The 26,003-nt window shown below is 65.9% G+C and carries 25 protein-coding genes and 2 tRNA genes; 18 read left to right on the top strand and 9 right to left on the bottom strand.

Features of this window, described 5'->3' with window-relative positions; genetic code table 11:
* Positions 1-42 precede the first annotated feature (42 nt).
* Genes nth through C8J30_RS14620 form a run of 3 tightly spaced genes read left to right on the top strand, consistent with a single transcriptional unit; the run spans position 43 to position 2,336 of the window.
* On the top strand, positions 43-687 hold the full coding sequence (nth, locus tag C8J30_RS14630; RefSeq protein ID WP_110806578.1) for an endonuclease III: 645 nt from the start codon (positions 43-45) through the stop codon (positions 685-687).
* Positions 684-1,670 (top strand): adenosine kinase, encoded by a 987-nt coding sequence (locus tag C8J30_RS14625; RefSeq protein WP_110806577.1) that lies wholly within the window; start codon positions 684-686, stop codon positions 1,668-1,670. Before nth ends, C8J30_RS14625 begins: the two co-directional genes overlap by 4 nt.
* 3 nt (positions 1,671-1,673) lie before the next feature.
* Complete coding sequence (locus C8J30_RS14620; RefSeq protein ID WP_110806576.1) at positions 1,674-2,336, top strand: class I SAM-dependent methyltransferase; 663 nt, start codon at positions 1,674-1,676, stop codon at positions 2,334-2,336.
* 82 nt (positions 2,337-2,418) lie between these two features.
* On the opposite strand, the gene C8J30_RS14615 is transcribed toward C8J30_RS14620, so the two are convergent.
* The gene (locus C8J30_RS14615) at positions 2,419-3,237 is read right to left on the bottom strand and encodes a sulfotransferase family protein (RefSeq protein WP_110806575.1); all 819 of its coding nucleotides are present in this window, start codon (positions 3,235-3,237) and stop codon (positions 2,419-2,421) included.
* A 147-nt stretch (positions 3,238-3,384) separates the two neighbouring features.
* Between C8J30_RS14615 and C8J30_RS14610 the strand changes: the two genes are divergently transcribed.
* From C8J30_RS14610 to polA, 4 genes are all read left to right on the top strand, one after another.
* On the top strand, positions 3,385-4,959 hold the full coding sequence (locus C8J30_RS14610) for a DUF5928 domain-containing protein (protein WP_110806574.1): 1,575 nt from the start codon (positions 3,385-3,387) through the stop codon (positions 4,957-4,959).
* A gap of 11 nt (positions 4,960-4,970) precedes the next feature.
* Entirely contained in the window at positions 4,971-5,351 is a 381-nt protein-coding gene (locus C8J30_RS14605) for an HIT domain-containing protein (protein WP_110806573.1), read from the top strand.
* Positions 5,352-5,587: 236 nt separating this feature from the next.
* Positions 5,588-5,770: a zinc-finger domain-containing protein gene (locus C8J30_RS14600; protein WP_110806572.1), complete on the top strand. Its 183-nt coding sequence runs from the start codon at positions 5,588-5,590 to the stop codon at positions 5,768-5,770.
* A 96-nt stretch (positions 5,771-5,866) separates the two neighbouring features.
* Positions 5,867-8,719, top strand: a complete 2,853-nt coding sequence (gene polA / locus C8J30_RS14595; RefSeq protein WP_110806571.1) for a DNA polymerase I — start codon at positions 5,867-5,869, stop codon at positions 8,717-8,719.
* Positions 8,720-8,762: 43 nt separating this feature from the next.
* Here polA and C8J30_RS14590 read toward each other — a convergent pair whose 3' ends face one another.
* Positions 8,763-11,309, bottom strand: coding sequence for a Hint domain-containing protein (locus tag C8J30_RS14590; protein WP_110806570.1), 2,547 nt, complete (start codon positions 11,307-11,309; stop codon positions 8,763-8,765).
* A gap of 189 nt (positions 11,310-11,498) precedes the next feature.
* Here C8J30_RS14590 and C8J30_RS14585 point away from each other — a divergent pair, with 189 nt between their 5' ends.
* Positions 11,499-11,912 carry a cytochrome c family protein gene (locus C8J30_RS14585; RefSeq protein ID WP_110806569.1) on the top strand — a complete coding sequence of 138 codons (414 nt, stop codon included), beginning with the start codon at positions 11,499-11,501 and terminating at the stop codon, positions 11,910-11,912.
* 51 nt (positions 11,913-11,963) lie between these two features.
* Here the strand turns inward: C8J30_RS14585 and groL are convergent, their stop codons facing one another.
* Positions 11,964-13,601 (bottom strand): chaperonin GroEL, encoded by a 1,638-nt coding sequence (gene groL / locus C8J30_RS14580; protein ID WP_110806568.1) that lies wholly within the window; start codon positions 13,599-13,601, stop codon positions 11,964-11,966.
* A gap of 48 nt (positions 13,602-13,649) precedes the next feature.
* Entirely contained in the window at positions 13,650-13,937 is a 288-nt protein-coding gene (locus tag C8J30_RS14575) for a co-chaperone GroES (protein ID WP_055212665.1), read from the bottom strand.
* A gap of 242 nt (positions 13,938-14,179) precedes the next feature.
* On the opposite strand from C8J30_RS14575, the gene C8J30_RS14570 reads away from it, so the two are divergent.
* Complete coding sequence (locus C8J30_RS14570) at positions 14,180-15,100, top strand: manganese-dependent inorganic pyrophosphatase (RefSeq protein ID WP_110806567.1); 921 nt, start codon at positions 14,180-14,182, stop codon at positions 15,098-15,100.
* Between the two features lie 78 nt (positions 15,101-15,178).
* Here the strand turns inward: C8J30_RS14570 and C8J30_RS14565 are convergent, their stop codons facing one another.
* A complete protein-coding gene (locus C8J30_RS14565) occupies positions 15,179-15,730 on the bottom strand; it encodes an EF-hand domain-containing protein (RefSeq protein ID WP_110806566.1) in 552 nt (183 codons plus the stop codon).
* A 249-nt stretch (positions 15,731-15,979) separates the two neighbouring features.
* Between C8J30_RS14565 and C8J30_RS14560 the strand changes: the two genes are divergently transcribed.
* The 3 genes from C8J30_RS14560 to C8J30_RS14550 are packed head-to-tail and all read left to right on the top strand — an operon-like array spanning position 15,980 to position 19,363.
* The gene (locus C8J30_RS14560; protein ID WP_245909839.1) at positions 15,980-16,771 is read left to right on the top strand and encodes a glycosyltransferase family 2 protein; all 792 of its coding nucleotides are present in this window, start codon (positions 15,980-15,982) and stop codon (positions 16,769-16,771) included.
* Entirely contained in the window at positions 16,768-17,067 is a 300-nt protein-coding gene (locus tag C8J30_RS14555) for a lipid-A-disaccharide synthase N-terminal domain-containing protein (protein WP_110806565.1), read from the top strand. Before C8J30_RS14560 ends, C8J30_RS14555 begins: the two co-directional genes overlap by 4 nt.
* On the top strand, positions 17,048-19,363 hold the full coding sequence (locus C8J30_RS14550) for a phosphatase PAP2 family protein (RefSeq protein ID WP_110806564.1): 2,316 nt from the start codon (positions 17,048-17,050) through the stop codon (positions 19,361-19,363). The genes C8J30_RS14555 and C8J30_RS14550 overlap by 20 nt, the downstream gene beginning before the upstream one ends.
* 124 nt (positions 19,364-19,487) lie before the next feature.
* Here the strand turns inward: C8J30_RS14550 and C8J30_RS14545 are convergent.
* Positions 19,488-19,563 (bottom strand) — tRNA-Ala (locus tag C8J30_RS14545).
* Between the two features lie 197 nt (positions 19,564-19,760).
* Positions 19,761-20,090 carry an FYDLN acid domain-containing protein gene (locus tag C8J30_RS14540; protein WP_110806563.1) on the bottom strand — a complete coding sequence of 110 codons (330 nt, stop codon included), beginning with the start codon at positions 20,088-20,090 and terminating at the stop codon, positions 19,761-19,763.
* A gap of 116 nt (positions 20,091-20,206) precedes the next feature.
* On the opposite strand from C8J30_RS14540, the gene C8J30_RS14535 reads away from it, so the two are divergent.
* The 6 genes from C8J30_RS14535 to C8J30_RS14510 all read left to right on the top strand — a co-directional run bounded on the left by C8J30_RS14535 (position 20,207) and on the right by C8J30_RS14510 (position 24,205).
* Positions 20,207-20,905 (top strand): M48 family metallopeptidase, encoded by a 699-nt coding sequence (locus C8J30_RS14535; RefSeq protein WP_110806562.1) that lies wholly within the window; start codon positions 20,207-20,209, stop codon positions 20,903-20,905.
* A 30-nt stretch (positions 20,906-20,935) separates the two neighbouring features.
* Positions 20,936-21,583 carry a GntR family transcriptional regulator gene (locus C8J30_RS14530; protein ID WP_110806561.1) on the top strand — a complete coding sequence of 216 codons (648 nt, stop codon included), beginning with the start codon at positions 20,936-20,938 and terminating at the stop codon, positions 21,581-21,583.
* A 168-nt stretch (positions 21,584-21,751) separates the two neighbouring features.
* Entirely contained in the window at positions 21,752-22,252 is a 501-nt protein-coding gene (locus tag C8J30_RS14525; protein ID WP_110806601.1) for an acyl-CoA thioesterase, read from the top strand.
* A gap of 142 nt (positions 22,253-22,394) precedes the next feature.
* Positions 22,395-23,018 (top strand): L,D-transpeptidase, encoded by a 624-nt coding sequence (locus C8J30_RS14520; RefSeq protein ID WP_245909837.1) that lies wholly within the window; start codon positions 22,395-22,397, stop codon positions 23,016-23,018.
* A complete protein-coding gene (gene mnmH, locus C8J30_RS14515; RefSeq protein WP_110806559.1) occupies positions 23,018-24,064 on the top strand; it encodes a tRNA 2-selenouridine(34) synthase MnmH in 1,047 nt (348 codons plus the stop codon). The genes C8J30_RS14520 and mnmH overlap by 1 nt, the downstream gene beginning before the upstream one ends.
* A gap of 64 nt (positions 24,065-24,128) precedes the next feature.
* Positions 24,129-24,205 (top strand) — tRNA-Met (locus C8J30_RS14510).
* A 37-nt stretch (positions 24,206-24,242) separates the two neighbouring features.
* Here C8J30_RS14510 and C8J30_RS14505 read toward each other — a convergent pair.
* Both C8J30_RS14505 and C8J30_RS14500 read right to left on the bottom strand, forming a co-directional pair.
* On the bottom strand, positions 24,243-24,491 hold the full coding sequence (locus tag C8J30_RS14505) for a hypothetical protein (protein ID WP_110806558.1): 249 nt from the start codon (positions 24,489-24,491) through the stop codon (positions 24,243-24,245).
* A gap of 61 nt (positions 24,492-24,552) precedes the next feature.
* Positions 24,553-25,932 carry a dipeptidase gene (locus C8J30_RS14500; protein ID WP_110806557.1) on the bottom strand — a complete coding sequence of 460 codons (1,380 nt, stop codon included), beginning with the start codon at positions 25,930-25,932 and terminating at the stop codon, positions 24,553-24,555.
* Positions 25,933-26,003: the final 71 nt, after the last annotated feature.

Genomic DNA, 26,003 nt, shown 5'->3' with positions numbered 1-26,003 from the left:
CTTCCTCTTGCCCCGTGCGGGATCGGCGGGCAGAAGGGGGCCATGGTTGCGCAGCTTGATTACCCGACGATGAAAGAGGTCTTCCGCCGTTTCGCGGAGGCCAACCCGCATCCCGAAGGCGAACTGGAGCATGTGAACGCCTTCACCCTGCTCGTCGCCGTCGCGCTGTCGGCGCAGGCGACCGATGTGGGGGTGAACAGGGCCACGCACGGCCTGTGGCCCGTCGCCGACACGCCGCAAAAGATGCTGGCCTTGGGCGAGGACGGGCTGATCGAGCATATCAAGTCGATCGGGCTTTACCGCAACAAGGCGAAGAACGTGATCGCGCTGTCGCGCCTGCTGATGGAGCGCTTCGGCGGTCAGGTGCCGTCCTCGCGCGCGGCGCTGGTCAGCTTGCCCGGTGTCGGGCGCAAGACGGCGAATGTGGTGCTGAACATGGGCTGGGGCCATCCGGCGCAGGCGGTCGACACCCATATCTTCCGCGTCGGCAACCGCTCGGGCATCTGTCCGGGCAAGGATGTCGACGTGGTCGAGCGCGCCATCGAAGACAATGTGCCGGTGGAATATCAGCGCCACGCGCATCACTGGCTGATCCTGCACGGGCGCTACATCTGCACCGCCCGCAAACCCCGCTGCGCCGATTGCCTGATCCGCGATCTGTGCCGTTTCGAGGAGAAAACCGCATGAAGAAATATCAGGTCGTCGGCATCGGCAACGCCATCGTCGATGTGATCGCGCAATGTGACGACGAATTCCTGACCGCGATGGGCATCGAAAAGGGCATCATGCAGCTGATCGAGCGCGACCGCGCCGAAAAGCTTTATGCCGCCATGCACGAACGCACCGAGGCTCCCGGCGGCTCGGTCGGCAACACGATCGCGGGTCTGGGCAACCTTGGCCTTGGCGCCGCTTTCATCGGCCGCGTCGCCGATGACACTTTGGGCCATTTCTACAAGGCCGCGCTGAATGCCGAGGGTACGGATTTCCCGAACCCGCCGGTGAAGGGCGCCGATCTGCCGACCTCGCGCTCGATGATCTTCGTGACGCCCGATGGCGAGCGCTCGATGAACACCTACCTTGGCATCTCGGCGGAACTCTCCACCGAAGACGTGGCCCTTGAGGTGGTCGAGAACACCGAGATGCTGTTCCTTGAGGGTTATCTTTTCGACAAGGATCACGGCAAGGCGGGTTTTCTCAAAGCCGCGCAGGGCTGCCACCGCGGCGGCGGGCGGGCGGGCATTTCGCTCTCGGACCCCTTCTGCGTCGATCGTCACCGCGACAGCTTCCGCCGTCTGGTGAAGGACGAGATGGATTTCGCGCTGGGCAACGAGCACGAATGGGCCTCGCTTTACCAGACCGATCTGGAAACCGCGCTGAAACAGGCGGCTACGGAATGCGGGCTGGTGGTCTGCACCCGCTCGGGCGCCGATGTGGTGGTGATCCGCGGCACCGAACGGGTGGAGGTGCCGGTGCATCGCGTCGTCCCGGTCGATGCGACGGGCGCAGGCGATCAATTCGCCGCCGGGTTCCTTTACGGCATCGCGACCGGGCAAAGCCTTGAGATCGCGGGCAAGATGGGCTGCATCGCGGCGGCCGAGGTGATCAGCCATTACGGCGCGCGGCCCGAAACCGACATCAAGGCGCTGTTCAAGCAGGCCGGGCTGCTCTGATCGATGGGCCGCTCGCCCTATCTGGCGCCGGATTTCTACGGCAAGGCGCTGGCCGAGGGGCGACACCGCGCCATCGTCGGTGGCCGCTGGGATGAAACCGGGCGGGCGCAGATGGCGGCCTTGACCGAGGTGGGGGGGCTGGCCCCCCACCACCATCTTCTCGATATCGGGGCGGGGGCCTTGCGGCTGGGCTGCAAGGCCGTCGCTTATCTCGAGCCCGGGCATTACTGGGGCACCGATGCCTCGCGCGATCTGATGCTGGCGGGGCATGCGGCGGAACTGACCGATCCTGCGCGGCTCGACCCGGCGCAGCTGATCGCGGATGACGCCTTCGCCTTTCCGGGCCTGCCCGACACGATCACCCATGCGATCGCCTTTGCCGTCTTTCCGCATCTGCCGAACGACTGTCTGGCGCAGGCGCTGAGCAATCTGGCCCGGTTTCCGCGGCTCGAAGTCTTTCTCTTCACGGTGTTTCTGGCGCCCGAGGGGCAGGCGCATCAGCCATACCGTCAGCCCGATGGCGTCGTGACCCACCCGGACCGCCCGCCCCGGCACAGGCTGGAAGCCGATGTTCTGGCCGCGTCCAAGGGCTGGGACTTGACGAAACACGACCGCATGCTGCCGCGCGGTCAGGTACTGTTCGAGGCGCGCAAGCAGCCCGCCTGACCTCCTGCTTCATCTTGCCCCAAATATCTCGGGGGGCCGAGGCATCGCCTCGGCGGGGGCAGCGCCCCCTGCGCGGCGGACCTCAATCGCCCAGCTTCACATGCACCTCGTCCAGATCAACCTCGCCAATCGGCATCTTGTTGTCGGGATTGTCGAAGTCGTATTTGAACAGCTGGAAATCCTTGCGGTAGATTTCCCACACCAGATGCCGTGACAGATCGTCGAAATAGGCGCTTACCGGATGCGCCCGCTTCGGCCCGTGGCCTTCGCTTTCGTTGAATTTCGGCACTTTCTTCAGATCGACCGGATGCGGCGTCTGGATGTTGTTCAGAACGACCTGCATCCCCTCGTCGAATTTCTCGGTGAAGAAGATGTGGTCGTAGCGCCCGCCGTTGACGATGAAGGTCGAGATATGCCCCGACATCGCCGACCAGTGAATGTCGGGCTCCATCGGGCGGCGCCAGCGGATGGTGTCGCGCGCAAACAGCAAAAACCGGCGGAACGAGGCCACCTGATCGAAGTCGAAGCCGTTCTCCGGGCTGCCGACATCGATGCCGTATTTCTGGATCAGCTGCGGCACCAGCGCGCCGCGATAGCGTTTGCCGTTCCGCTGAATCCCCGCGATCTTGTCGAAGAAGGACGACAGGATCCGCGCATAGGGGTTGCGCACGCAGGTGAAGGCATAGGACTTGTGCGCCTTGACGTTCGCCTCGATCGCCGTCTGGCTTTCCTCTTGCGACCACTTGTGCAGGCCCGCGGTACTGTCGTGAATGTCGCCGTCGAAGAACTTGCCGTTATCGGAATAATACATGATCTGCCCGATCGACGAGCAGGCGCATTTCGGAACGACCCGATAGACGACGCTCTCGCTCTCGGTCATCCAGGTGCCGGGAAACCCCATGAAGTCAACCTCCAGTCGCAGTGCGCCAACCCTGTCACACCACTCTTCAAGAATTCCTTCCTATGAAGCAAAGAACCTCTGTTTTTTCAATGTCCTTTGACGGTATCTAGGCGAATAAGGCAAAAGAGCGGGTGGCTTGTTTCCAGTATGGCAAAAATCGCCTTCATCCTGCTGACGCACAAGGATCCCGAGGGGATCATCGCGCAGGCCGAGCGGCTGACCTCGGCGGGGGATTTCGTCTCGATCCACTTCGACGCCCGGGCCTCGGCAGAGGATTACGCGCTGATCCGCGAGGCGCTCGCGACCAACCCTTCGGTCACCTTCGCGCGCAAGCGGCGCAAATGCGGCTGGGGCGAATGGAGCCTTGTCGAGGCGACGCTGCAGGCGGTCCGCGCCGCACTCGAGGCCTTTCCGCAGGCGACACATTTCTACATGCTGTCAGGCGATTGCATGCCGGTGAAGACGGCGGAATTCGCGCATCACTTTCTGGATGCCAGCGATGCCGATTACATCGAATGTTTCGACTTCTTCACCTCGGACTGGATCAAGACCGGCTTCAAGGAAGAGCGGCTGACCTATCGGCACTGGTTCAACGAACGCACGCAACCGAGACTTTTTTACACCTCCTTCGAGTGGCAAAAGCGGCTCGGCCTGACCCGCAAGGTGCCCGACGATCTGCAGATGATGATCGGCTCGCAATGGTGGTGCCTGCGGCGGCGCACGATCGAGGCGGTGCTGGGGTTCTGCGCCGCGCGCCGTGATGTCGTGCGCTTCTTCCGCACCACATGGATCCCGGACGAGACCTTCTTCCAGACCATCGTGCCGCATCTGGTGCCGGAACCCGAGATCCGGCGCCGCACGCTCACTTTCCTGATGTTCACCGATTACGGCATGCCGGTGACCTTCTACAACGACCATTACGACCTGCTGCTGGCGCAGGATTACCTGTTCGCCCGCAAGATCAGCCCGGATGCGCTTGAGTTGAAAGACCGTCTGGGGGCGCTCTGGGCGCAGCGCGGGGTGTCGTTCAATGTCTCGAACGAGGGGCGCTCGCTCTTCAGCTTCCTGACGGGCCGCGGCCGCGAGGGGCGCCGCTTCGCGCCGCGGTTCTGGGAGCGCGAGGCCTCGCTTGGCCGCGAGCGCACGCTGATGCTGGTCGTCAGCAAGAAATGGCATGTGGCGAAGCGGCTGGTCGAACAGGTGCGTCATCGCACCGACCTGCCCACGCTCGACTACATCTTCAACGAAGCGGGGGGGCTGCCCGATCTGGGCGGGATCGAGCGCACGCTGGACAAGCGCAACCGGCACCGGCGCGCGCTGTTGCGGATGATGTTCGACTATTACCAGAGCAACCGGCTCGTGCTGTGCCTTGATCCGGCGGCGATCGATCTGATGCTGGATTTCGCCGCCGACAAATGCGCGACGCGGGTTCTGGAAATCGAATGCGACTTTTCCGACGACTATCTGATCGGCCATGCCCGCCGCGTCGGGCTTGCGGGCGAGCACACGCCGCCCGAGGTGCTGGCGCGGCTTCTGCCGACGATCCGCAACGATCTGGCGCATGAAAGCGAGCAGATGCGGGCCGCTGGCTTTCCGGCCTTCCACCGCATCCGGCAAGCGGCAAGCCCCGAGGACAACGCAGCCCCGCTGGCGGCCTTCCTCGGCATCGACCTCGATCTTGCACATCAGATCGCGGCAACCGATTATCTGTTCGTCGATTGAGGAGAACACTCTTGGCCTATGTCTATGACACCACGAACATCTTCGCCCGCATCCTGCGCGGCGAGATCCCCAACCGCACGGTTCTGGAAACCGAGCACACGCTGGCCTTTCGCGACATCGCGCCGAAAGCGCCCGATCATGTGCTGGTGATCCCGAAGGGGCCTTACGTCACCTACGATCATTTCTGTGCCGAAGCCTCGGAGGCCGAGATCGTCGATTTCACCCGCGCCGTCGCCGCGGTGGTGAATCTGATCGGCGCCGAGGCGCATGGGGCGGGCAAGGGCTTCCGCGCGATCACCAATGCGGGCGAGAACGGCGTGCAGGAAGTGCCGCATTTCCACCTGCACATCCTGGCCGGGCGCTGCATCGGCCCGATGATCTGCACCGACTGATCTTTCTCTCAGCCGCACCGGCGACAGGGCGTATTTGGGCCAAGAAGAAACACCCCATTCTTCTTCTTGGTGCAAATACGCTGGGGGCCCCGGGGGGCAAAGCCCCCCGGCCTTTGCGTTTGTGGCGGGCAAAGCCCCCGGCGGCCCGACCGGGGCCCCCGTTTGGAAAGCTTGCGCGCTGCGGCGATATTTCGCATAACTCCGCCCGACCCAATTGCCTCGCTCAGGAGCCAGCCATGCCGAACGCCCCCGAAATCAAGGTCGTCACCCATTGGAAAGGCGCCTGCGACGGCGGCGAAGGCGCCTTGGGCCATCCCAAGGTCTATCTGACGATCCCGCGCGACACCGGCGAGATCTGCTGCCCCTATTGCGGCAAGAAATTCATCATCGACCGCGCCAACGCCGTCGAAGACCACTGACACTCCACGCCCCGTGCGCGTTTCGAAGGCGGCCCCCGCGGCCGCCTTTTCGTTTGCGGGGGGCTGTGGCACAAGAGACCAAAAGGGGAGGCCACCATGAGTTTCGGCAAAGGCTGCCATCTGCATCTGATCGACGGCTCGGCCTTCATCTTCCGCGCCTATCACGCGCTGCCGCCGCTGACGCGCAAATCCGACGGTCTGCCCGTCGGCGCCGTGGCGGGCTTCACCAACATGATCTTTCGCTACATCGAGGACGCCAAGGGCGCCGATGCGCCGACCCATGCGGCGGTGATCTTCGACTACAGCTCGAAGACCTTCCGCAACGAGATCTACCCCGCCTACAAGGAAAACCGCCCCCCGGCGCCCGAGGATCTGCGGCCGCAATTTCCGCTGACCCGCGACGCTACCCGCGCCTTCAACCTCGCCTGTCTGGAGATCGAGGGCTATGAGGCCGATGACATCATCGCGACGCTCGCCCGACAGGCGCGCGAGGCTGGGGGCAAGGTCACGATCATTTCCTCGGACAAGGATCTGATGCAGCTCGTCGGCGATGGCGTGGTGATGCTCGATGCGATGAAGAACATCGTGATCGGCCCCGATGAGGTCGAGGCGAAATTCGGCGTCCGCCCAAACCGGGTGATCGACGTGCAGGCGCTGGCGGGCGATTCCGTCGACAACGTGCCCGGCGCGCCGGGCATTGGCATCAAGACCGCCGCGCAACTCATTGCGGACTATGGCGATCTGGAAACGCTGCTGGAACGGGCAGGCGAGATCAAGCAGCCGAAGCGCCGCGAGACGCTGGTCAATTTCGCCGATCAGATCCGGGTCTCGAAGCGGCTCGTCACACTCGAAGATCACGTGCCGCTCGACTTCGGGCTGGAGACGCTCGAGGTGAAAGAGCCCGAACCCGCGGCGCTGATCGCCTTCCTTGAGGCGATGGAGTTTCGCACCCTGACCAAGCGCGTGGCCGAGAAATTCGGCCGCGCGGTGCCGGTGGGCGCCCCCGCGCCGAAGTCCGATGCCGCCGCGCGCTGGGCCGAGGGGGCGGCGCCGCAAGCCCGTCTGGCGCCCGAGGCAGAGCAGGTCGCGCCGATCGACACCGCGCGCTATCTGTGCATCACCGATGCCGCGGCGCTCTCGGTCTTCCTTGCCGAGGCGCAAAAGACTGGCGTGCTCGCCGTCGATACCGAGACCACTTCGCTCGACGAGATGCAGGCCGATCTGGTCGGGGTCTCGCTTTCCACCGGGCCGGGGCGGGCCTGTTATGTGCCGCTTGGCCATACCACCGGGGGCGATGATCTCTTCGGCACCACCGCGCGGGCCGCGGGGCAGATGCCGATGGACGAGGCTTTGGCGATCCTGAAGCCGGTTCTGGAAGACCCGGCGATCCTGAAGATCGGCCAGAACATGAAATATGACTGGAAGATCTTCGCCCGGCGCGGCATTCGCGTCGCGCCTTTCGACGACACGATGCTGATGTCTTACGCGATGTTCTCGGGGCTGCACGGGCACGGGATGGACGCGCTTTCCGAGGAATATCTGCATCACCGCCCGATCCCGATCAAGGAGCTGATCGGCACCGGCAAGGCGCAGGTGACCTTCGACAAGGTGGCGATCGACAAGGCCACGGCCTATGCCGCCGAGGATGCCGAGATCACCTTCCGGCTATGGGCCGCCTTCAAGCCACTCCTGCACCGCGCGAAAGTGACGACGGTTTACGAGACGCTGGAACGCCCGCTGGTGCCGGTTCTGGCCGAGATGGAGATGGCGGGCGTCAAGGTCGATCCCACCGTCCTTGCCCGGATGTCGAATGTCTTCGCGCAGCGCATGGCCGGGCTCGAGGAGGAAATTCAGGCCCTTGCCGGGCAGCCTTTCAACGTCGGCTCGCCCAAGCAACTCGGGGAAATCCTCTTTGACAAGCTCGGCGTGCCGGGTGGCGAGAAGGGCAAGACCGGCGCCTATGCGACCGGGGCCGATGTGCTGGAAGACATCACCACGATGGAAGATCACAAGCAGGCGGCGGAATTGGCGGCGAAGGTGCTCGACTGGCGCCAGATCGCGAAGCTGAAATCGACCTATACCGACGCGCTGCAGACGCATGTGAACCCGGATACGGGGCGCGTGCACACGTCTTACAGCATCGCGGGGGCGAACACCGGGCGGCTCGCTTCGACCGATCCCAACCTGCAAAACATCCCCGTGCGCTCGGATGAGGGCCGCCGCATCCGCGAGGCCTTCGTGGCGACGCCGGGGCACAAGATCGTCTCGCTCGACTATTCCCAGATCGAACTGCGCATCCTTGCCCATGTCGCGAACCTGCCCGAGATGAAGGACGCTTTCGCCAAGGGCATCGACATTCACGCGATGACGGCCTCGGAAATGTTCGGCGTGCCGGTCGAGGGGATGGACCCGATGGTGCGCCGCCGCGCCAAGGCGATCAACTTCGGCGTCATCTACGGCATCTCGGGCTTTGGTCTGGCGCGCAACCTGCGGATTCCGCGGGCCGAGGCGCAGGGCTTCATCGACCGCTATTTCGAGCGTTTCCCCGGCATCCGCGCCTATATGGACGAGACCGTGGCTTTTGCAAAAGCGAACGGCTTCGTGCAGACGCTGTTCGGGCGCAAGATCCACACGCCCGAGATCAACGCCAAGGGTCCGGGGGCGGGCTTTGCCAAACGCGCCGCGATCAACGCGCCGATTCAGGGTGCGGCGGCCGACATCATCCGCCGCGCGATGATCCGCATGCCAGCGGCCATCGCCGATCTGCCCGCGACGATGCTGTTGCAGGTGCATGACGAATTGATCTTCGAGGTCGAAGAGGGCGCCGTCGATCGGCTCATCGCCGCGGCGCGGGCGACAATGGAAGGCGCGGCCGATCCGGCGGTGCGGCTCTCTGTGCCGCTTGTCGTCGATGCGGGGCAGGGGGCGAGCTGGGCCGAGGCGCATTGAGGCCGGGAAAGGCGGGGCCTTTCCTGATCCGCCCGACCGCCCCTCAGGCCCTTTCGCCGAGCGACAGCGCCCGAACCTCGCGGCGGCGCAGGAGCGGCAGCGCCCGGGGGCCATAGGCGTGCTCGACCGGGACGAGGCCCAGCAGGCCCGATGCCAGTTCGGGAAACCGGCGCAGAAGATCGCAGCGATCGCGCGGCGTCAGCGCGGCGCAGGCCATCGGCCCGGGCCAGAGGCTTTCCGCCCAGATCCCCTCGGCGCTTAAAAGCGCATGGGCGGGCAGCAGCAGGTGGTGATAGCTGACCGGCCGCGTCGGCGGCAGGATCATCGCGCGCTCGGGCGCCATCTCGGCCAGATGCAGCGCCCGCACCAGCGCCGCGCCGCAAAGGACGCCATGCTGCGCCGACACCCGCAGCGCCCGTTCATTGCCGAAAGCGCCCGCGGCGAGCTCGATCGGGCGCAGGCGCGGCCGTGCGGCCATCTCGGCCACGCTCACCTCGCGGCTGGCGCGCCAGAGCACCGGCTGCGCCCCGTGATCGCGCGTCATCACCCGCATCCCCACCGTGATCTCCTCGACCGGACGCAGGCCCTCGGGCGTGGCGATGCGGGTGCCCGCGACATAGCAGGGCAGACCCATCGCATGCAGCTTGCCCAGCGTGTTGACGCTGCCGATGCTGGTGCCGGTCAGGACCAATTGCTCGCCCGTGGGGAAGGTGAGCACGGCAAACCCCAGCGGATTGGTGCTGACCACCACATCGCGGGCGGTGACCTGCCCGCCCGGTCCGCTGCCTCCGGTCAGCGCCGAGGTGTCGAGCTGGTCGGTCGTCTGCCAGCCATTCGCGGTGAAATCGAAATCTGAAAGCGTGTCGGTGCCGCCGCCCGCGCCGAGCACGATCTCGTCAAAGCCTGCGCCGCTGGTCAGGCTGTCGTTGCCAAGCCCGCCGATCAACGTGTCGTTGTCGGTGCCCCCGATGATCGTGTCGGCGCCGTCGCCGCCATCCAGCCGGTTCGCCCCCGAAATCGCGTTCAGATAGTCATTGCCCGCCCCGCCCGAGAGGGTGTCATTGCCGCTCCAGCCGGTGAGCAGATCGTCACCGAGCCCGCCCGAGACGCAATCGTCCCCCTCGCCGCCCGAAAGCGTATCCGCGCCGTCGCCGCCCGTCAGCGTGTCGTTGCCCGCATCGCCCACCAGATGATCGGCGCCGCTGCCCCCGGTCAGGCTGTCGTCGCCCGCGCCACCGTTCACCGTCACGCCGCCCGTCGTCGCGGCCGCGTTCACCGTGTCGGCAAGGGCCGAGCCCTGAATCCACTCGATCTGGGTGAAACTGCCCGAGCCGCCGCCCACAAAGCTGTAGCTGCCCGCCTCGTTGCCCGAGAAGGTGACCGAGACCCCGTTCAGTCCGCCTGTCGCGTCGAAGGTGATGAAGTCGCTGTCGGTGCCGGTTTCGCCGCCGGAGATCAGATCGGTGCCGTCGCCGTAGCGGATGAAGATGTAATCCGCGCCGCCGCCGCCCGAGATCGTGTCATTGCCCGCCCCGCCGTCGAGCGAGTCATTGCCCGATCCGCCGACGAGGCTGTCATTGCCGCCTTGTGCCGCGAAATAAGCGCCGTTGCTGTCCAGCGCCCCGTTCAGTGTGTCGGCATAATCGGTGCCCGAGATCGCCTCGAGCTGGTTGAAGACGCCTGCACCGGTCGTGCCGACGAAATCCCAGGTACCGGAATCACTGCCGGTGAAGTTGACCACGACGCCTTGCGTCGAGGTGAAATTGCCGAAATAGACCCAGTCGTATTCGGTGCCGCCATCGACATTGTCATAGTCGTGGTCATCGACGATCAGGAACACGTCGTTGCCCGCGCCGCCGCTCAGATTGTCGTCGCCCGCGCCGCCGGTCAGGGTGTCGTTGCCTTCGTCGCCCCAGATCTGGTCGTTGTCGGCCCCGCCGTTCAGGCTGTCGTCGCCGGTGCCGCCATGGATGCTGTCGAAACCGGCCTCGGTCGAGAAACTGCCGAAAGTGTCGTTGCCCGCGCCAAGGTCGATCGTATCATTGCCCGCCCCGCCGGTGACACTGTCGTTGCCCGCGCCACCGTAAAGCGAATCCGCCAGCGTGCCGCCGCTGATCGTCTGCGCCAGGCTCGGGTCGGTGGTGGGTGCATGGATCGTGGCGTAGCCGGGCCAGGTTCCGGCGGCGATCGCATCGGTGTAGGTGGTGATCTGAAAGGTCACGCCGGGCGGGATTTCCCCATCCGCGATCAGCCCGATGCGCGCGCCGCCGCTGGCCCCGGTCCAGACGTCCCAGACATGCAGGGTTGATCCGTCGGGGGCGGTGAAGGTCGCCTCCCAGCCGACGCGCAGCGTGCCGGTGTAAAGCACCGTTCCGGCGCCATTGGTGACGGTGCCGCTTTGGAACGTGCCGTCAAGGATGCCGCCCGATGAGCCCGACAGGCTCGTGTCGTCGTCGGTGACCGAAAACGAGACGGCATCGGTGGGCGCGCTGAAAGTCGAGCGAATACGAAAGGTCGCGCCCACGGCGGGCGCGCCACTCACCGGCACGTAGTCGGTGAAATTGTATCCTTTGAACGTATATGTCGCCACCTGAGCCCCAAGTGCGCCAATTCACCATGTCTCGAAGAGTGGCGGAGATATGGCAATATTCCCTGAATTCAAAAGGATAACTGCCAAGCATTTTCGGTGTATTGTTGCGAGCAGCGGGGCGACCTTGCGCTGCATCAGAGCGCGGGCGGACGATCCGTGGTTGAGTCCTGTGGCAAAGGGAGGTGTGCGATGCGTGTGATGCTGATCGGTTTCGGACTTGCGATGACACTTGCGGCCTGTGTCGGGTCCGCGGATTTCGGGGCGCCTTCGGCCGCCAAGGACTATGCCGATTATTGCGCGGGCTGCCACGGGAAGGGGGGCGATCCCGGCCCGATCGCGAAAGAACTCAAGCTGCACCCGGTCTCGCTCGCCGATCTGACGATGATGAACGACGGCAACTTCCCCGAGGCGCGGGTGATGTCGAAGATCGTCGGCTACAAGAGCCACGGCGAGATGGTGGGCGCGGTTCCGGGGCAGATGCCGCCGTTCGAAGTGCTGACCGAGGGGCCGACGGTGCTTTACGACAGTGGCGACGGCATTCCCACGCCGACGCCGGTGCGGCTGGTGCGGCTGATGGAATACATCAAGGGCCTGCAGCAGTAACGAAAAAGGGCGCCCTTGCGGGCGCCCTCAGGTCTTCCCGCTTGGGGAAGATTACATCATGTCCATGCCGCCCATGCCGCCCATGCCGCCAGCCGGAGCCGCTTTCGGCTCGGGCTTCTCGGCGATCATGCATTCGGTGGTGATCAGGAGGCCCGCGATCGAGGCCGCATCTTCCAGCGCGGTACGGGTCACTTTCGCCGGGTCGATGACGCCGAACTTGAACATGTCGCCATATTCTTCGGTCTGGGCGTTGAAGCCGAAGGCCGGATCGGTCGACTCGCGCACCTTGCCGGCCACGACAGCGCCATCGACGCCCGCGTTTTCGGCGATCTGACGCAGCGGCGCTTCCAGCGCGCGACGCACGATCGAGATGCCCGCATCCTGGTCCGAGTTGGCGCCGGTCAGGTCATGCAGCTTCTTCGCCGCCTGAACCAGAGCCACGCCGCCGCCGACGATGATGCCTTCCTGAACGGCCGCACGGGTCGCGTTCAGCGCGTCGTCCACACGGTCCTTGCGCTCTTTCACTTCGACTTCGGTCATGCCGCCGACCCGGATCACCGCAACGCCACCGGCCAGTTTGGCGACGCGCTCTTGCAGTTTCTCACGGTCGTAGTCCGAGGTGGTTTCCTCGATCTGGGTGCGGATCTGCGCCACGCGGGCGGTGATTTCCGCCTTGTCGCCATGACCGTCGACGATCGTGGTGTTCTCTTTCGAGATCGTCACTTTCTTCGCACGGCCGAGCATGTCGAGGGTGACGTTTTCCAGCTTCATGCCCAGATCGTCGGAGATCACCTGGCCGCCGGTCAGGATCGCGATGTCCTGCAGCATGGCCTTGCGACGATCACCGAAGCCCGGCGCCTTGACGGCGGCGATCTTCAGGCCGCCCCGCAGCTTGTTGACCACGAGGGTCGCCAGCGCTTCGCCTTCGACGTCTTCCGCGACGATGATCAGCGGACGGGTCGACTGGATCACGGCTTCCAGCAGCGGCACCATCGGCTGCAGCGACGAGAGTTTTTTCTCGTGCAGCAGGATGTAGGCGTCTTCCAGATCCGCGATCATCTTGTCGGGGTTGGTCACGAAGTAGGGCGACAGGTAGCCGCGGTCGAATTGCATCCCTTCGACGACTTCGACTTCGGTGTCCATGCCCTTGTTTTCTTCGACGGTGATCACACCCTCGTTGCCGACTTTCTGCATCGCGTCCGCGATGAAGCGGCCGATCTGGGCTTCGCCGTTCGCCGAGATGGTGCCGACTTGCGCGACTTCGTCGCTGTCTTTCACCGGGCGGGCGGCGGCCTTGATCGCTTCGACGACCTGAGCGGTGGCCATGTCGACGCCGCGCTTCAGATCCATCGGGTTCATGCCGGCGGCGACGGCTTTCATGCCTTCGCGGACGATCGCTTGCGCCAGAACGGTCGCGGTGGTGGTGCCGTCACCGGCTTCGTCGTTGGTGCGGGAAGCGACTTCCTTCACCATCTGCGCGCCCATGTTCTCGAACTTGTCGGCGAGTTCGATTTCCTTGGCGACCGACACACCGTCCTTGGTGATGCGCGGCGCCCCGAAGGACTTTTCGATCACCACGTTGCGGCCTTTCGGGCCGAGCGTGACCTTGACCGCATCGGCGAGGATGTTCACGCCGCGCAGCATCCGGTCGCGGGCGTCGGTCGAGAATTTGACTTCTTTGGCTGCCATTCTTTCGGCTCCTTCAAATATCGTTGGGGATCAGGGTCTTCTCGTCGATTACGAGATGATCCCCATGATGTCCGACTCTTTCATGATCAGCATCTCGACGCCGTCGAGCGTCACTTCGGTGCCGGACCATTTGCCGAACAGGATGCGATCGCCCACGGCGACCGACGGGGCGATCAGTTCGCCCGAATCCTTGCGCGCGCCCGCGCCCACGGCGACGACTTCGCCCTCGGCCGGTTTTTCCTTCGCCGTATCGGGGATGATCAGGCCGCCCTTGGTTTTTTCTTCGCTTTGAACGCGTTTGACCAGCACGCGGTCATGCAGCGGTTTGAATGCCATCTGGGTCACTCCCTAAGGTTCCAGGTTCATGCTTTCAGCACTCACAGGTGGCGAGTGCTAACGGCAGGGGAGTTAGTCATCGCCCCCCCGGCCTGTCAACACCCGGGGGGCGAAAATTTTAGCGGTTCGCCCATCACGCGCGCGTGATGCTGCGAGTGCAAAATCCATTGCGCAAAGCGTGACAAGCGGGGGGCAAGGCCCTATAAGGCGCGCAAATCCCCATCCAAACTTCCGAGGAACGCATGACCACCAAGGTTTTCGGCCACAAATCCCCCGACACCGACTCGACCGGCTCGCCCATCGTCTGGGCCTGGTACATGACCGAGGTGCTGGGGCAGCCCGCCAAAGCTGTCCTGCTGGGCGAGCCCAACACCGAAGCGGCCTTCGTGCTGAAGCACTGGGATCTGCCGAAGCCGGAAATCATCTCGGGCATCGAAGCGGGCGAGAAAGTCGTCATCGTCGACACCAACAACCCTGCCGAACTGCCCGAGGGCATCAACAAGGCCGACATCACCGCGATCATCGACCACCACAAACTGGTCGGCGGTCTGGAAACCAAAGGCCCGATCGACATCACCATCCGTCCGCTGGCCTGCACCGCGACGATCATGTTCGACCTGATGGGCGAGGCCGTGGCGAAAGCGCCGCGCGGCATCAAGGGCGCGATGCTGTCGTGCATCCTGTCCGACACGCTGGAATTCCGCAGCCCGACCACCACCGCGCATGACAAGGCCGTCTGCGAGAAACTCGCTGCCGATCTCGGCGTGAACATGGGCGAGCTGGCCACCGCGATGTTCGAAGCCAAGTCGGACGTGTCGGACTTCTCGGATGCCGAACTGCTGCGCATGGATTCGAAGGAATACACCGTCGACGGCAAGGAACTGCGCGTCTCGGTGCTCGAAACCACCGCGCCGAAGCTGATCCTTGACCGCAAGGACAGCCTGATGGCCTCGATGGTCGACGTGGCGAAAGAAGACGGCGCCGATCAGGTGCTGCTGTTCGTCGTCGACATCCTGAAGGAAGAAGCGACCCTGCTGGTGCCGAACGACTTCGTCAAGCGCATCGCCGAGGCCTCGTTCCCCTGCACCGTGAGCGGCGACACCGTCGTTCTGCCGGGTATCATGAGCCGCAAGAAGCAGATCATCCCGGCGCTGAAGGTCTGATCAAGACGCGTTTGCCCGGATCTTCCGGGCGTCGACGGGGGGCTTTGGCCCCCCGTTTTGCTTTTGGCCGACACGGGTTCAGAATTTGCGGCGCGGGCCGAAATCGTCGGTCGTCACGACGCCATCGCCGGTGCGCTCGCGCAGCGCGAACCATTGATCGGTTCCGGCGACGAATTCGGCTTGGGTGATCGTGCCATCGCCATTGCTGTCAAACCGGCGCATCTGGTCCTCGGCCGAGGCGAAGAACCCCGCGCCCTGACCGCCCCCTTGGCCCATCATGCCGCGGCCCTGACCCATGCCGCGCCCGGCGCCACCGCCGGGTTGCATTCCTTCAGGGCGCTGATGGCCGGGGCCCATGCCCGCCTCCAGCTGCGCCGCCTTGAATTCGTCGATGCCCTTCAGCTCGTCAGCGGTGAACGTGCCGTTGCCGTCGCTGTCGAACATCGCAAACAGATCGGCGCGATGCGTGCGGGCCTCGTCCAGCGTCACCTTGCCGTCGCTGTCGAGATCCCATTGCAGCATGAACTCCTGTCCGGGGACCACTTGCGCGGTGTCGGGCGTCGTCTGCGCAAACGCCGGTCCGGTCGCCAGCAGGGCCAGTGTCGCGGTAAGGGGAAGAACGCGTGTCATCTCAGGCTCCTTTCGTTCCGATATTGCAATATGAACGCGCGAGCGGCGGATTTCCGTCGCGCCGCTTCCGCTGTCAGGCTCGCGTAAGAAAGCCCGTGCTAGATCCGGCCGTCGGGCAGCGAAGGGGGCCCGATCCGGTTCGGCCTGCCTCGCAGGCGGCTGGGCGCTTGAGCGGTGACAGGGGGGCGGCTAGGCTTGGCGCATCGTCCCGTCTGACGGCGCGGCCCTCTTCGAAACGAGGAAGACAAGGTGGACCATTCCGCAACCGATCCCGGTTTGGCGCCGCAGGTGCTCACGACGATCGTCGTGCCCTGCCGCAACGAGGCTTTGAACATCCTGCCCCTGATCGCGGAGATTGCCGCGGCGATGGCGGGGCAGGGGGCGTTCGAGATCATCGTCGTCGATGACGGCTCGGACGATGGCATGGCTGCGCGGCTCGAGGCGGCGCGAGGGGACTGGCCGATGCTGCGGGTGCTGCGTCATGACCGCTCCGGCGGGCAATCGGCGGCGATCCATTCCGGCGTGCTGGCGGCGCGGGGCGCGCTGATCTGCATGCTCGATGGCGACGGGCAGAACCCGCCCGCAGAACTGCCGCGGCTGATCGCGGCCTTGCGCGCGCCGGGGGCGGCGCCGATCGGTCTTGTCGCCGGGCAGCGCGTCGGGCGCAAGGATACGCTGGCGCGCCGTCTTGCGTCGCGGTTCGCGAACGGGCTGCGGTCGCGCGTGCTGAAGGATGGCACCCGCGATACCGGCTGCGGTCTGAAAGCCTTCCGCCGCGACGCCTATCTGGCGCTGCCCTATTTCGATCACATGCACCGCTATCTGCCCGCGCTTTTCGCCCGCGATGGCTGGCAGATCGCCCATGTCGATGTCACACACCGGCCGCGCGGCGCCGGGCGGTCGCATTATTCCAACCTGCAGCGCGGGCTGGTCGGCGTCGTCGATCTGATGGCTGTCGCATGGCTGTTACACCGCCGCAAGAAGGTCCGCGCGACCGAAATCAGCCCGATCGCGGGCCCTGTCACGGAAAGGCAGCCATGACCTGGCTCATGCAGGCACTTCACGTCACCAGCGAGACCGAACTCGCTTGGGTCATCTTCGGCTTCAGCGCGCAGCTGATGTTTACCGCGCGCTTTCTCGTGCAATGGATCGCCTCCGAGCGGGCGCGCTCTTCGGTGATGCCGGTCGCCTTCTGGTATTTCTCGCTTCTGGGCGGGGTGATGCTGCTGGCTTACGCGCTCTATCGTCAGGATCCGGTCTTCGTGCTGGGGCAGGCGCTGGGCGTGGTGATCTATTCGCGCAATCTCTGGCTGATCCATGCCGCTCGGCAAAGCTGAGCGTGCCTGCGTCGCCTGTGGTCCTGCGCTGGCCGTCGTGCTGGCGCTGATCGCCGTTTTCACGCTGCTGTTCCGGCTCTGGCCCGGTCTCGATCTGACGGTGACGCAGCTTTTCCACGATCCGGCGACCGGCATGGCGCTGGCCGGGCAGCCGTTCTGGCAGGGCGTGCTGGCGCTGATGAAGCTTGCCTCGGGCCTTTTTGCCGGCGCGGCGCTGGTGCTGTTCCCGCTCAGCCTGCTGCGCAAGGGCCGCCGCGACGCGCTGGCCGTGCGCTTCTGGGGGCTCGTGATTCTGCTTTACACCCTTGGCCTTGGCGTTCTGGTGAACGGGGTGATGAAGCGCGGCTTCGGGCGACCGCGCCCGGTGCAGATCGAGGCTTTCGGCGGCGATGCGCCCTTCAGCGCCGCGTGGCAGGTCTCGGGCTATTGCCATTCCGCCTGTTCCTTCGTCTCGGCCGAGGTCGCCGCCGCCACCGCGCTCAGCTTCGGGCTGTCGCTCGGGGCGCTCTGGTTTGCGGCGCGTCCCGGCGCGCGGCTTTGGCGCGGGCTCTCGTGGCTGTCCTTCGCGCTGCTCGCGCTGACCGCGATCGAGCGGATCGGCAGCGGCCGCCATTTCCTCTCCGACGTCATCTTCGCCGCCCTTCTGATCGCCGCGCTGGGCCTTGGCCTTGCCTGCCTGCTGCGCCCACGGGCCGATGCCCTTCCCCCAAGCCCCGAGACCCTCTCCATGACCTCACCGCCCGCCTCGTCCGCCCGCAGCCTCGGAGTGACCGCGCTTCTCCTCACCCTCGGCCTTGCCTTGGCGCTGCCGCTTTTGCGCCCGGTGCTGCCGGTGGACGAGACGCGCTATCTGACCGTCGCCTGGGAGATGCAGCGCGATGGCACCTTCATCGTGCCGCATCTGAACGGCGAGATTTACGGCCACAAGCCGCCGCTGCTGTTCTGGTTGATCAATCTCGTCTGGTCGCTGACCGGGGTAAGCGAGGTCGCCGCGCGGCTGGTGGCGCCCGGTTTTGGCGTCTTGGCCGTCGCGCTGACCTGGGGGCTCGGCAACCGGCTCTTTCCCGATCGCCCGGGTCTTGGGGCGCGGGCGGCGCTGATCCTTGCCTCGACCGGGGTTTTTGCGATCTTCGCCACGCTGACGATGTTCGACACGATGCTGACGGTGGCGACGCTGCTGGGCCTTCTGGCGCTGCTGCAGCTCGATCGCGGTGGGCGCTGGCCTGCGGTGCTGGGCCTTGGCGCGGCGCTCGCCTTTGGCGTGCTGGCGAAGGGGCCGGTGATTCTGGTGCATCTGATGCCGCTGGCGCTCGCCCGTCCGCTTTGGACCGCCGCCGCATCGCCTGTCGGGGCAGGGGGCTGGTATCGCCGCATTGCCGCGTCGATCGGCGTCGCGCTGCTGCTGCTCGCCGCTTGGCTTCTGCCCGCGCTCTGGCTTGGCGGCGCCGATTACCGCGCCGAGATCCTGTGGCGGCAAAGCGCGGGGCGGATGGTGAATGCCTTCGACCACGCCCGCCCGGTCTGGTTCTTCGTGGCGGCGCTGCCGGTGCTGCTCTGGCCCTGGGCCTGGCGCCTGCCGACGCTCAGCGGGCTTTTCCGTGCCGGAACCTGGGCTGATCCGCGCGCGCGGCTGCTGGCGATCTGGGGGCTGAGCACGCTTCTTCTGTTCTCGCTGATCTCGGGCAAGCAGGTGCATTACCTGCTTCCGGCGCTGCCTGCCGCGGCCCTGGCGCTGGCCGCGGCCCCCGCGCCGCGCCGCGGCTGGGGGGCGCTTGTCGCCTGTGCACTCGTCACCGTTCCGGTGCTGATCTGGGCGGGGCTGCTCGCGGCAGGTCGGGCCAAGATCGACGGCGGCGCAGTGACCGCGCTTGGGCCGCTGACGCTGCTCCTCGCCACGGCGGTGGCGCTTCTGGGCCTTGGGGCGATTCACCTGGCCGCGCGCCGGGTGCCGCATCTCGCCTGGGCGATGGTCGCGCCGGTCGCGCTGCTGACCATGCACCTTGCGCTCCGTCCCGCGCTGTTCGAGCATTTCGACTCGGCCCGCTTCGCCACGGAACTGTCCCGCGCGCCCGAGGCCGGGGTCGCCATCGTCGGCTATCCCTATCAGGGCGAATTTGGCTTCACCGCGCGGCTGACCACCCCGATTCAGGTGCTGGCAGAGGACGAGGTGGCGGGCTGGGTCGGGCAGCATCCGGGCGGGCTGATCCTGAGCGCGAGCGACGCGCCCGAGACTGGCACCGAGGTCGGCGAGGCCTGGCTGGCCGGGCATGAATTGCGCGCCTACCGCCTGCCGTAAGGCTCAGGCGCGGCACTCCCCCTGCGGCTTCGGCCGCGGGGGAATCGGCTTGCAATACCGAGGCCCAAAAACGACGACGCCCCGCACGAGGCGGGGCGACTGTCGTTCAAGTCTTTGTTTTATTTGGTGGAGCCACGGGGAATCGAACCCCGGACCTCTTGAATGCCATTCAAGCGCTCTCCCATCTGAGCTATGACCCCACCGGGTTCCGCTCGACGTTTCCGTCTTGCGTGGGGGCTTATTACGGGCCCCCAGCGGCGGGTGCAAGAGGAAAAAACGAGCCGCGATGCAAAAAGTTTCGACGCGGCTAAAATCCTCAAGCGACAAAGGAAAAGGCGCGAAGTTGCCCTCGCGCCTGGTTCCCGTTTCGGCAGTGATCCGACCCTTTCGGGCCGACTCAGGCCTCGTCTTCGCCGCCTGCGACATCCGCGATGTCGTCGAGCGAGACGTTGTCGTCCTCGTCATCCTCGAGCAGATCGTCGTCCAGATCGACGTCGCCGCCGTCTTCGTCCAGATCGTCATCAGCCAGATCATCGACATCGAGATCGGCCGCGCGCGGGGCCACTTTGTCCGACACCATCACACGGCTGCGGCCCGCGGCCGTCAGGCTCTCGAGCGAGAAGCTGTTCGAGCAGACCGGGCAGGTCATCGGGTCTTTGGCCAGATCATAGAACCGGCTCGCGCAATGCGGGCAGAGGCGCTTGACGCCCCAATCCTCTTTCGGCATGGAAGTCTCCTGGCAAGCTCTATCGCACAGAGTCGCAGCCAACTGCCACAACCGCCGCGGGGTGTCAAAGCCTTTTCGCGTGCAACCTGTCGCTTCCAGCCGGACCACAGCCCGATATGACGGAAAGCCCCCTGATCCTGCCCGATCTGCCCGGTGTGGCCGTGCATCTGCGCCGTTCCGCACGGGCGCGGCGGTTTTCGCTGCGCGTCAGCCGGATCGATGGCGCGGTGACGCTGACGCTGCCCGCCCGCGCCCGTCTGGCCGAGGCCGTGGCCTTTGCCGCGGCGCAGTCGGACTGGCTGCGCGGCACGCTTTTGCAACTGCCCGCGCAAACCCGCCCGGGTTTCGGCGACACGCTTCCCTTCGAGGGGCAGGCGCTGCGGATCGAGGCGGCGACGCTGCGCGCGCCGAAGCGCGAGGGCGATCGGCTGCTGGTGCCCGCGGGCGCCGATCGGCTCGGCGCAAGGCTCGAGACCTTCCTGCGCCATTGTGCGCGGATCCGGCTGCAAGCGGCGACCGAGACCCATGCGAAGGCGCTCGATCGCGCCTTCAAACGCATCACGCTGCGCGATACCCGCTCGCGCTGGGGCTCCTGTGCGCCGGATGGGTCGCTGTCTTACAGCTGGCGGCTGATCATGGCCCCGCCCGAGGTGCTCGATTACGTTGCCGCCCATGAGGTCGCGCATCTGATCGAGATGAACCATTCCGCGGCCTTCTGGGCGGTGGTGGCGCGGCTCTGCCCCGATTACGCCACCCATCGGGCCTGGCTGAAACGTCATGGCGCGGCCTTGCAGGCGATCCGTCTGACGGATTGACCGCGGCGGGATTCGTGATCACAGTGGGGCATGGCCCAACCCGCAACCCGCCCGACCGAGACCGCCGCCCATGATCGGCTTTATCGCAGCCTGCGTCAGCAGATCCTGACGGGCGAACTGATGCCCGGGCAGGCGATGACCCTGCGCGGGCTTGGCAAGCAATATGGCCTGTCGATGACCCCGGTGCGCGAGGCGCTGCGCCGGCTGGTGGCCGAGGGGGCGCTGACGCTGTCCTCCTCGGGTCGGGTTTCGACGCCAGAACTGACGAACGAGCGGATCGAGGAATTGGCGGCATTGCGGGCGCTGATCGAGCCGGAACTGGCTTCCCGCGCGCTGCCCCGGGCGCACCTTGCCCTGATCGACCGGCTGTCCGCGATCAATACGGCGAATGCCGAAGCGGTCGCGCGCCGCGATGCGGTGGCCTATATCCGCACCAATCTGGAATTTCACCGCACGCTCTATCTGCGCGCTCAGGCCCCCGCGATGCTGGCCGTGCTCGAAACCGTCTGGCTGCAGCTGGGGCCGACGATGCGGCAGCTGCACGGCAAGTTCCCCCGCACCGAGCCGCCGCGGCATCACCGGCTGATTCTGGCGGCGCTGCGGGCGGGCGACGAGCCGGGGCTGCGGCTGGCCGTGCGCACCGATGTCACGCAGGGCCTGCGGCATCTGACCGGGTAGGGGGCTCTGCCCCCCGGCTGCGCCGCCCCCCGAGATATTTTTCGCAAGATGAAGCAGGGGCTGCGGCCAATTCTCCGATCGCGCAAATGTGCCAAGAAGCTGTGGCAGTTTCTTCTTGGCTGAAATACGCCTCTTGCCACGATTTCGATTTGCACGAGGCCGCAGATGATGAACCCGCTTTCCGCCGAAGAACGCAAGACGCTGGAAATGACCGTGCTGATGACGCCGGATCTGGCGAACTTTTCCGGCAAGGTGCATGGCGGCGCGCTGCTGAACTGGCTCGATCGCGTCGCCTTCTCGCTCGCCTCGCGCTATTCGGGGCGCTACGCGGTGACGATCTCGGTCGATCAGGTGATCTTCAAAGAGCCGATCCATGTGGGCGAGCTGGTGCGGTTTCGCGCCAGCGTGAACCATACCGGGCGCTCCTCGATGGAGATCGGCATCCGTGTCGAGGCCGAAAACATCCGCGAAGGCACGCGGCGGCACACCAACAGCTGCTATTTCACCATGGTCGCGGTGGATGAGGCGGGCAAGACCGTTCCGGTGCCGATGCTCGTTCCCGAGACCGAAAGCGAAAAGCTGCGCTGGAAGGCGGCCGAGCTGCGCAAGGCGCTGCGGCGCGCGCATGAAGAGCAGATGGAAGCCGCCGCACAGGGCAAGGCCGAGTGACACCGGGCGGGCAGGGGCGCGGCACGTCGGCGCCGCGCGCCGGTTCGGAACCCGGACATCCTTTTGACGTTGAGTGGTTGCGGGGGCTTTGCTAGCCTGCCCGCAACCGAACCGGGAGACCCCAATGCATCGCCGCACTTTTATGACGAGTCTTGTCGCGCTGGGCGTGGCCTCAAAGCCGCTCTTTGCCCAGACCCAACCCGCGGCGGCCCCCGTTGCGGCGACGCCTGCGGCGCCCGCTACGGCAGCTGCCCCGGTCAAGCCGGTGGCGGCGCCGAAGAAAAGCTGGCCGATCGCGCCGCAATTCTACCCGACCGAGGTCGCGGTGAAACCCGAGCTGGCCGTGGGCTCGATCATCGTCGTTTCGGACAAGTTCTTCCTTTACCACATCATCGCGCCGGGCAAGGCGATGCGCTATGGCGTGGCGGTGGGCAAGACCGAACTGCAGTTCCGCGGTCAGGCCACGGTGGCGCGCAAGGTCGAATGGCCGAGCTGGAAGCCGACGCCCGAGATGGTGAAGCGCAACCCCAGCCATTACGCGAAATACGCCGAGACGGGGATGCCCGGCGGCCCCGGCAACCCGCTTGGTCCGCGCGCCATGTATCTGTTCCAGAACGGCCATGACACCGGCATCCGCATTCACGGCACGATCGAGCCGTCGTCGATCGGCCATGCCGTCTCGAACGGCTGTCTGCGGATGGAAAACGAGCATGTGATCGAGCTTTACAAGACCGTCGACATCGGCACGCCGGTGACGGTCTACTGATGCAGCTGACCTCGGTCGCGCAGGCGGCGGCGCTTGACTTCGACACGATCATCGACGTCCGGTCGCCTGCGGAATATGCGATCGACCATCTTCCGGGTGCGATCAACCTGCCTGCGCTCGACAACGAGGAACGCGCCCGGGTCGGCACGATCTACAAGCAGGTGTCGCCCTTCGACGCCCGCAAGATCGGCGCGGCGCTCGTTGCAAAGAATGTCGCCCTGCACCTTGAAGGCCCGCTGTCCGAGATGACCGGCGGCTGGCGGCCGCTTGTCTATTGCTGGCGCGGCGGGCAGCGCTCGGGCTCCTTTGCAACGATCCTGCGCGCGGTGGGCTGGCGCACCGATCTGGTCGAAGGCGGCTACAAGACCTGGCGGCGGCTGGTGATCGACGCGCTTGATCAGCCGATCCGCGCGCCGGTGGTGGTGCTCGACGGCAATACCGGCTCGGCCAAGACCGCCGTGCTGCAGGCCGCCGCGGCGCAGGGCGCGCAGGTGATCGACCTCGAGGGGCTCGCCAATCACCGCGGCTCGATCTTTGGCGCGATGGCGGGGGGGCAACCGGCGCAGACCGGCTTCGAGGGCAAGCTCGCGGTGGCACTTGCGCAGCTTGATCCGGCGCGGCCGGTGATTCTGGAGGGCGAAAGCTCGAAGGTGGGCGAGATCCAGCTGCCGAAATGCGTCTGGAACGCGCTGCGCGTCGCGCCGCGGGTGCGGCTTGTGGCGCCGCTGCCCGAGCGTGCCACCTATCTCGCGCGCGCCTATGCCGATATCGTCGCCGATCCGCTGCGGCTGACGCGCCTGATCGACCAGCTGCGCTCCTATCACGCGGCCGAGGTGATTCACGGCTGGCATGCGCTGGCCGAAGCGGGGGATTTCGTCGCGCTCGCGGCCGAGCTGATGCAGCGCCACTATGATCCGCGCTACGACAAGCACCGCGCGCGGCAGGAGCGCCCGGTGATCGAGGTCGCAGCACCGACCCTTGCGCCCGAGGCTTTGGGCGCGCTCGCACGCGATGTCATGGCCGCGGCAGAGAACTTGGTGCGCTGAGCCGGATTTTTTGCAGATTTCGCCCTTGACGCCCCCGCCGCCATCCCTTAGTGACGCCGCCAGTGGCTAGGTAGCTCAGCAGGTTAGAGCACGTGACTCATAATCACGGGGTCGGGGGTTCGAGTCCCCCCCTCGCCACCAAGATCCCCCTCTCTCCCGTGTGATGCCTCCCGAAGGCTCAGCTTTCGTCTGGGTTTATGAGGCTCTCGCCATCGGGTTCCCAGCCGGGGGGCTGGGTGTCGGAAGTGCGTTGCAGTTCCGGGAAGGCTTCCCGCAATGCCGCGCGCAATTCCGCGGCGATGGCCGCGGTTTCCGGGTCCTTCTCGGCCCGGTGCATGATCGCGGTGATCCGCGTGAGCAAAAGGTTCGTCGCGGCGGCATGGGCGGCGATCGACGCCGTGGGGGGAGTGAAACAGATCTTGGCCACGGTGGTTCCGAAATCCTGTCCTGAGAGGGATGGTCTGGCTGTCGCTGTGTGACCCGGGCGGTCACCTTCGGACCGTGCCGCCCAGACGCTCGAACAGACGGGCATAGACGCTCTGGCCGCGGCGGAAGCAGTCGAGGCGCAGGAATTCGTTCGGTGCATGCAGGTTCTCGTCGTCATGCGAGAAGCCAAGCACCACCGCCTGAAGCCCGAGCACATCGCGGAAGGTCGACAGGATCGGGATCGAGCCGCCGACCCGGGTGCGGTACGGGGCGCGGCCGTAGACCTCGGTCAGCACCGCCGCTGCCTCGGCGGCTGCGGCATGACCGGCGGGCAGAAGCAGCGGATCGGAGCCGCCCTTGCTGATCGTCACCTCGGCCGTCACGCCCGCGGGCGTGTGGGCGCGGACATGATCGCGGATCGCCTGCGCCACTGTCTCGGGCCTCTGCGCGGCGACGAGCCGACAGGTGATCTTCGCCCGGGCCATCGCGGGCAGGACCGTCATCGAGCCGTCCCCCTGCCAGCCCGAGGTCAGCCCGTTCACATCAAGCGTGGGCCGCGCCCAGAGCCGTTCGCGCGTCGAATAGCCCGGCTCGCCCACTGCGGCAGGGGCCCCGGTTTCGGCCAGATAGGCGGTCTCGTCATAGGGGATGCGGGCGATGGCGGCCCGATCCTCGGGCGCGAGATCGATCACCGCGTCGTAAAAGCCCGCGATGGTGATCCGGCCGTCGGGCGCCTTCATCGAGGCCAGAAGCTGCGCCAGCGCCATCGCCGGGTTGGTGATGCCACCGCCATGCAGGCCCGAATGCTGATCGGCGCGCGGCCCGCGCAGGACGATTTCAAGTTTCAGGATGCCCTTCAGCGCCTCGAGGATCTGCGGCTGATCGGGCGCCCATTGCAGCCCGTCGGCGGAAAAGATCATGTCGGCGGCCAGCGCCTCCGCATGGGCGCGCACGCAATCGGGGATCGAGGGCGAGCCGATCTCCTCCTCGCCCTCGAAGAAGAATTTGACATTGACCGGCAGCGTGCCCGTGGTGGCCAGATGCGCCTCGAGCGCAAGGATCGGGATCAGCATCCCGCCCTTGTCGTCCGAGGCCCCGCGCGCATAGACCCGCCCGTCGCGCAGATCGGGGGCGAAGGGCGGCGTCGTCCACAGATCGAGCGGCTCGGGCGGCTGCACGTCGAAATGGCCATAGATCAGCACCGTCGGCCGGTCGGCCCCGGCGTGAAGCCAGTCGGCCATGACGACCGGATGCCCCTCTGTCGCCACCACCCGCGCATTCTCGGCCCCGGCGGCGGTCAGCCGGGCCACCACCCAATCGGCAGCGCGGGCCATGTCGGGCCGATGCGCGGGATTGGCCGAGACGGAGGGGATGGCAAGAAACGCCAGCAATTCCTGCAGGAAGCGGGGCTGGTGGGCATCAAGATAGTCGTTGGGGGTCATGGCGGTCTTCCGGTTCGAATGACCGCAGTCTGACAGGATCGCGGGCGGGTGCAATCGCGAACGGATTGCAC

It is taken from the genome of Rhodobacter viridis, from assembly GCF_003217355.1.
Lineage (GTDB): Bacteria > Pseudomonadota > Alphaproteobacteria > Rhodobacterales > Rhodobacteraceae > Rhodobacter > Rhodobacter viridis.
Note: the sequence above shows the minus strand (reverse complement) of the source record. Positions and strands in the feature narration are given on the sequence as shown.

What these genes read in the sequence shown, in the direction of transcription:
- nth (WP_110806578.1), top strand. Translation starts at nt 43, where the DNA reads ATGGTTGCGCAGCTTGATTACCCGACGATGAAAGAGGTCTTCCGCCGT.
- C8J30_RS14625 (WP_110806577.1), top strand. Translation starts at nt 684, where the DNA reads ATGAAGAAATATCAGGTCGTCGGCATCGGCAACGCCATCGTCGATGTG.
- C8J30_RS14620 (WP_110806576.1), top strand. Translation starts at nt 1,674, where the DNA reads ATGGGCCGCTCGCCCTATCTGGCGCCGGATTTCTACGGCAAGGCGCTG.
- C8J30_RS14615 (WP_110806575.1), bottom strand. Translation starts at nt 3,237, where the DNA reads ATGGGGTTTCCCGGCACCTGGATGACCGAGAGCGAGAGCGTCGTCTAT.
- C8J30_RS14610 (WP_110806574.1), top strand. Translation starts at nt 3,385, where the DNA reads ATGGCAAAAATCGCCTTCATCCTGCTGACGCACAAGGATCCCGAGGGG.
- C8J30_RS14600 (WP_110806572.1), top strand. Translation starts at nt 5,588, where the DNA reads ATGCCGAACGCCCCCGAAATCAAGGTCGTCACCCATTGGAAAGGCGCC.
- polA (WP_110806571.1), top strand. Translation starts at nt 5,867, where the DNA reads ATGAGTTTCGGCAAAGGCTGCCATCTGCATCTGATCGACGGCTCGGCC.
- C8J30_RS14585 (WP_110806569.1), top strand. Translation starts at nt 11,499, where the DNA reads ATGCGTGTGATGCTGATCGGTTTCGGACTTGCGATGACACTTGCGGCC.
- groL (WP_110806568.1), bottom strand. Translation starts at nt 13,601, where the DNA reads ATGGCAGCCAAAGAAGTCAAATTCTCGACCGACGCCCGCGACCGGATG.
- C8J30_RS14575 (WP_055212665.1), bottom strand. Translation starts at nt 13,937, where the DNA reads ATGGCATTCAAACCGCTGCATGACCGCGTGCTGGTCAAACGCGTTCAA.
- C8J30_RS14570 (WP_110806567.1), top strand. Translation starts at nt 14,180, where the DNA reads ATGACCACCAAGGTTTTCGGCCACAAATCCCCCGACACCGACTCGACC.
- C8J30_RS14565 (WP_110806566.1), bottom strand. Translation starts at nt 15,730, where the DNA reads ATGACACGCGTTCTTCCCCTTACCGCGACACTGGCCCTGCTGGCGACC.
- C8J30_RS14555 (WP_110806565.1), top strand. Translation starts at nt 16,768, where the DNA reads ATGACCTGGCTCATGCAGGCACTTCACGTCACCAGCGAGACCGAACTC.
- C8J30_RS14550 (WP_110806564.1), top strand. Translation starts at nt 17,048, where the DNA reads ATGCCGCTCGGCAAAGCTGAGCGTGCCTGCGTCGCCTGTGGTCCTGCG.
- C8J30_RS14540 (WP_110806563.1), bottom strand. Translation starts at nt 20,090, where the DNA reads ATGCCGAAAGAGGATTGGGGCGTCAAGCGCCTCTGCCCGCATTGCGCG.
- C8J30_RS14535 (WP_110806562.1), top strand. Translation starts at nt 20,207, where the DNA reads ATGACGGAAAGCCCCCTGATCCTGCCCGATCTGCCCGGTGTGGCCGTG.
- C8J30_RS14530 (WP_110806561.1), top strand. Translation starts at nt 20,936, where the DNA reads ATGGCCCAACCCGCAACCCGCCCGACCGAGACCGCCGCCCATGATCGG.
- C8J30_RS14525 (WP_110806601.1), top strand. Translation starts at nt 21,752, where the DNA reads ATGAACCCGCTTTCCGCCGAAGAACGCAAGACGCTGGAAATGACCGTG.
- C8J30_RS14520 (WP_245909837.1), top strand. Translation starts at nt 22,395, where the DNA reads ATGACGAGTCTTGTCGCGCTGGGCGTGGCCTCAAAGCCGCTCTTTGCC.
- mnmH (WP_110806559.1), top strand. Translation starts at nt 23,018, where the DNA reads ATGCAGCTGACCTCGGTCGCGCAGGCGGCGGCGCTTGACTTCGACACG.
- C8J30_RS14500 (WP_110806557.1), bottom strand. Translation starts at nt 25,932, where the DNA reads ATGACCCCCAACGACTATCTTGATGCCCACCAGCCCCGCTTCCTGCAG.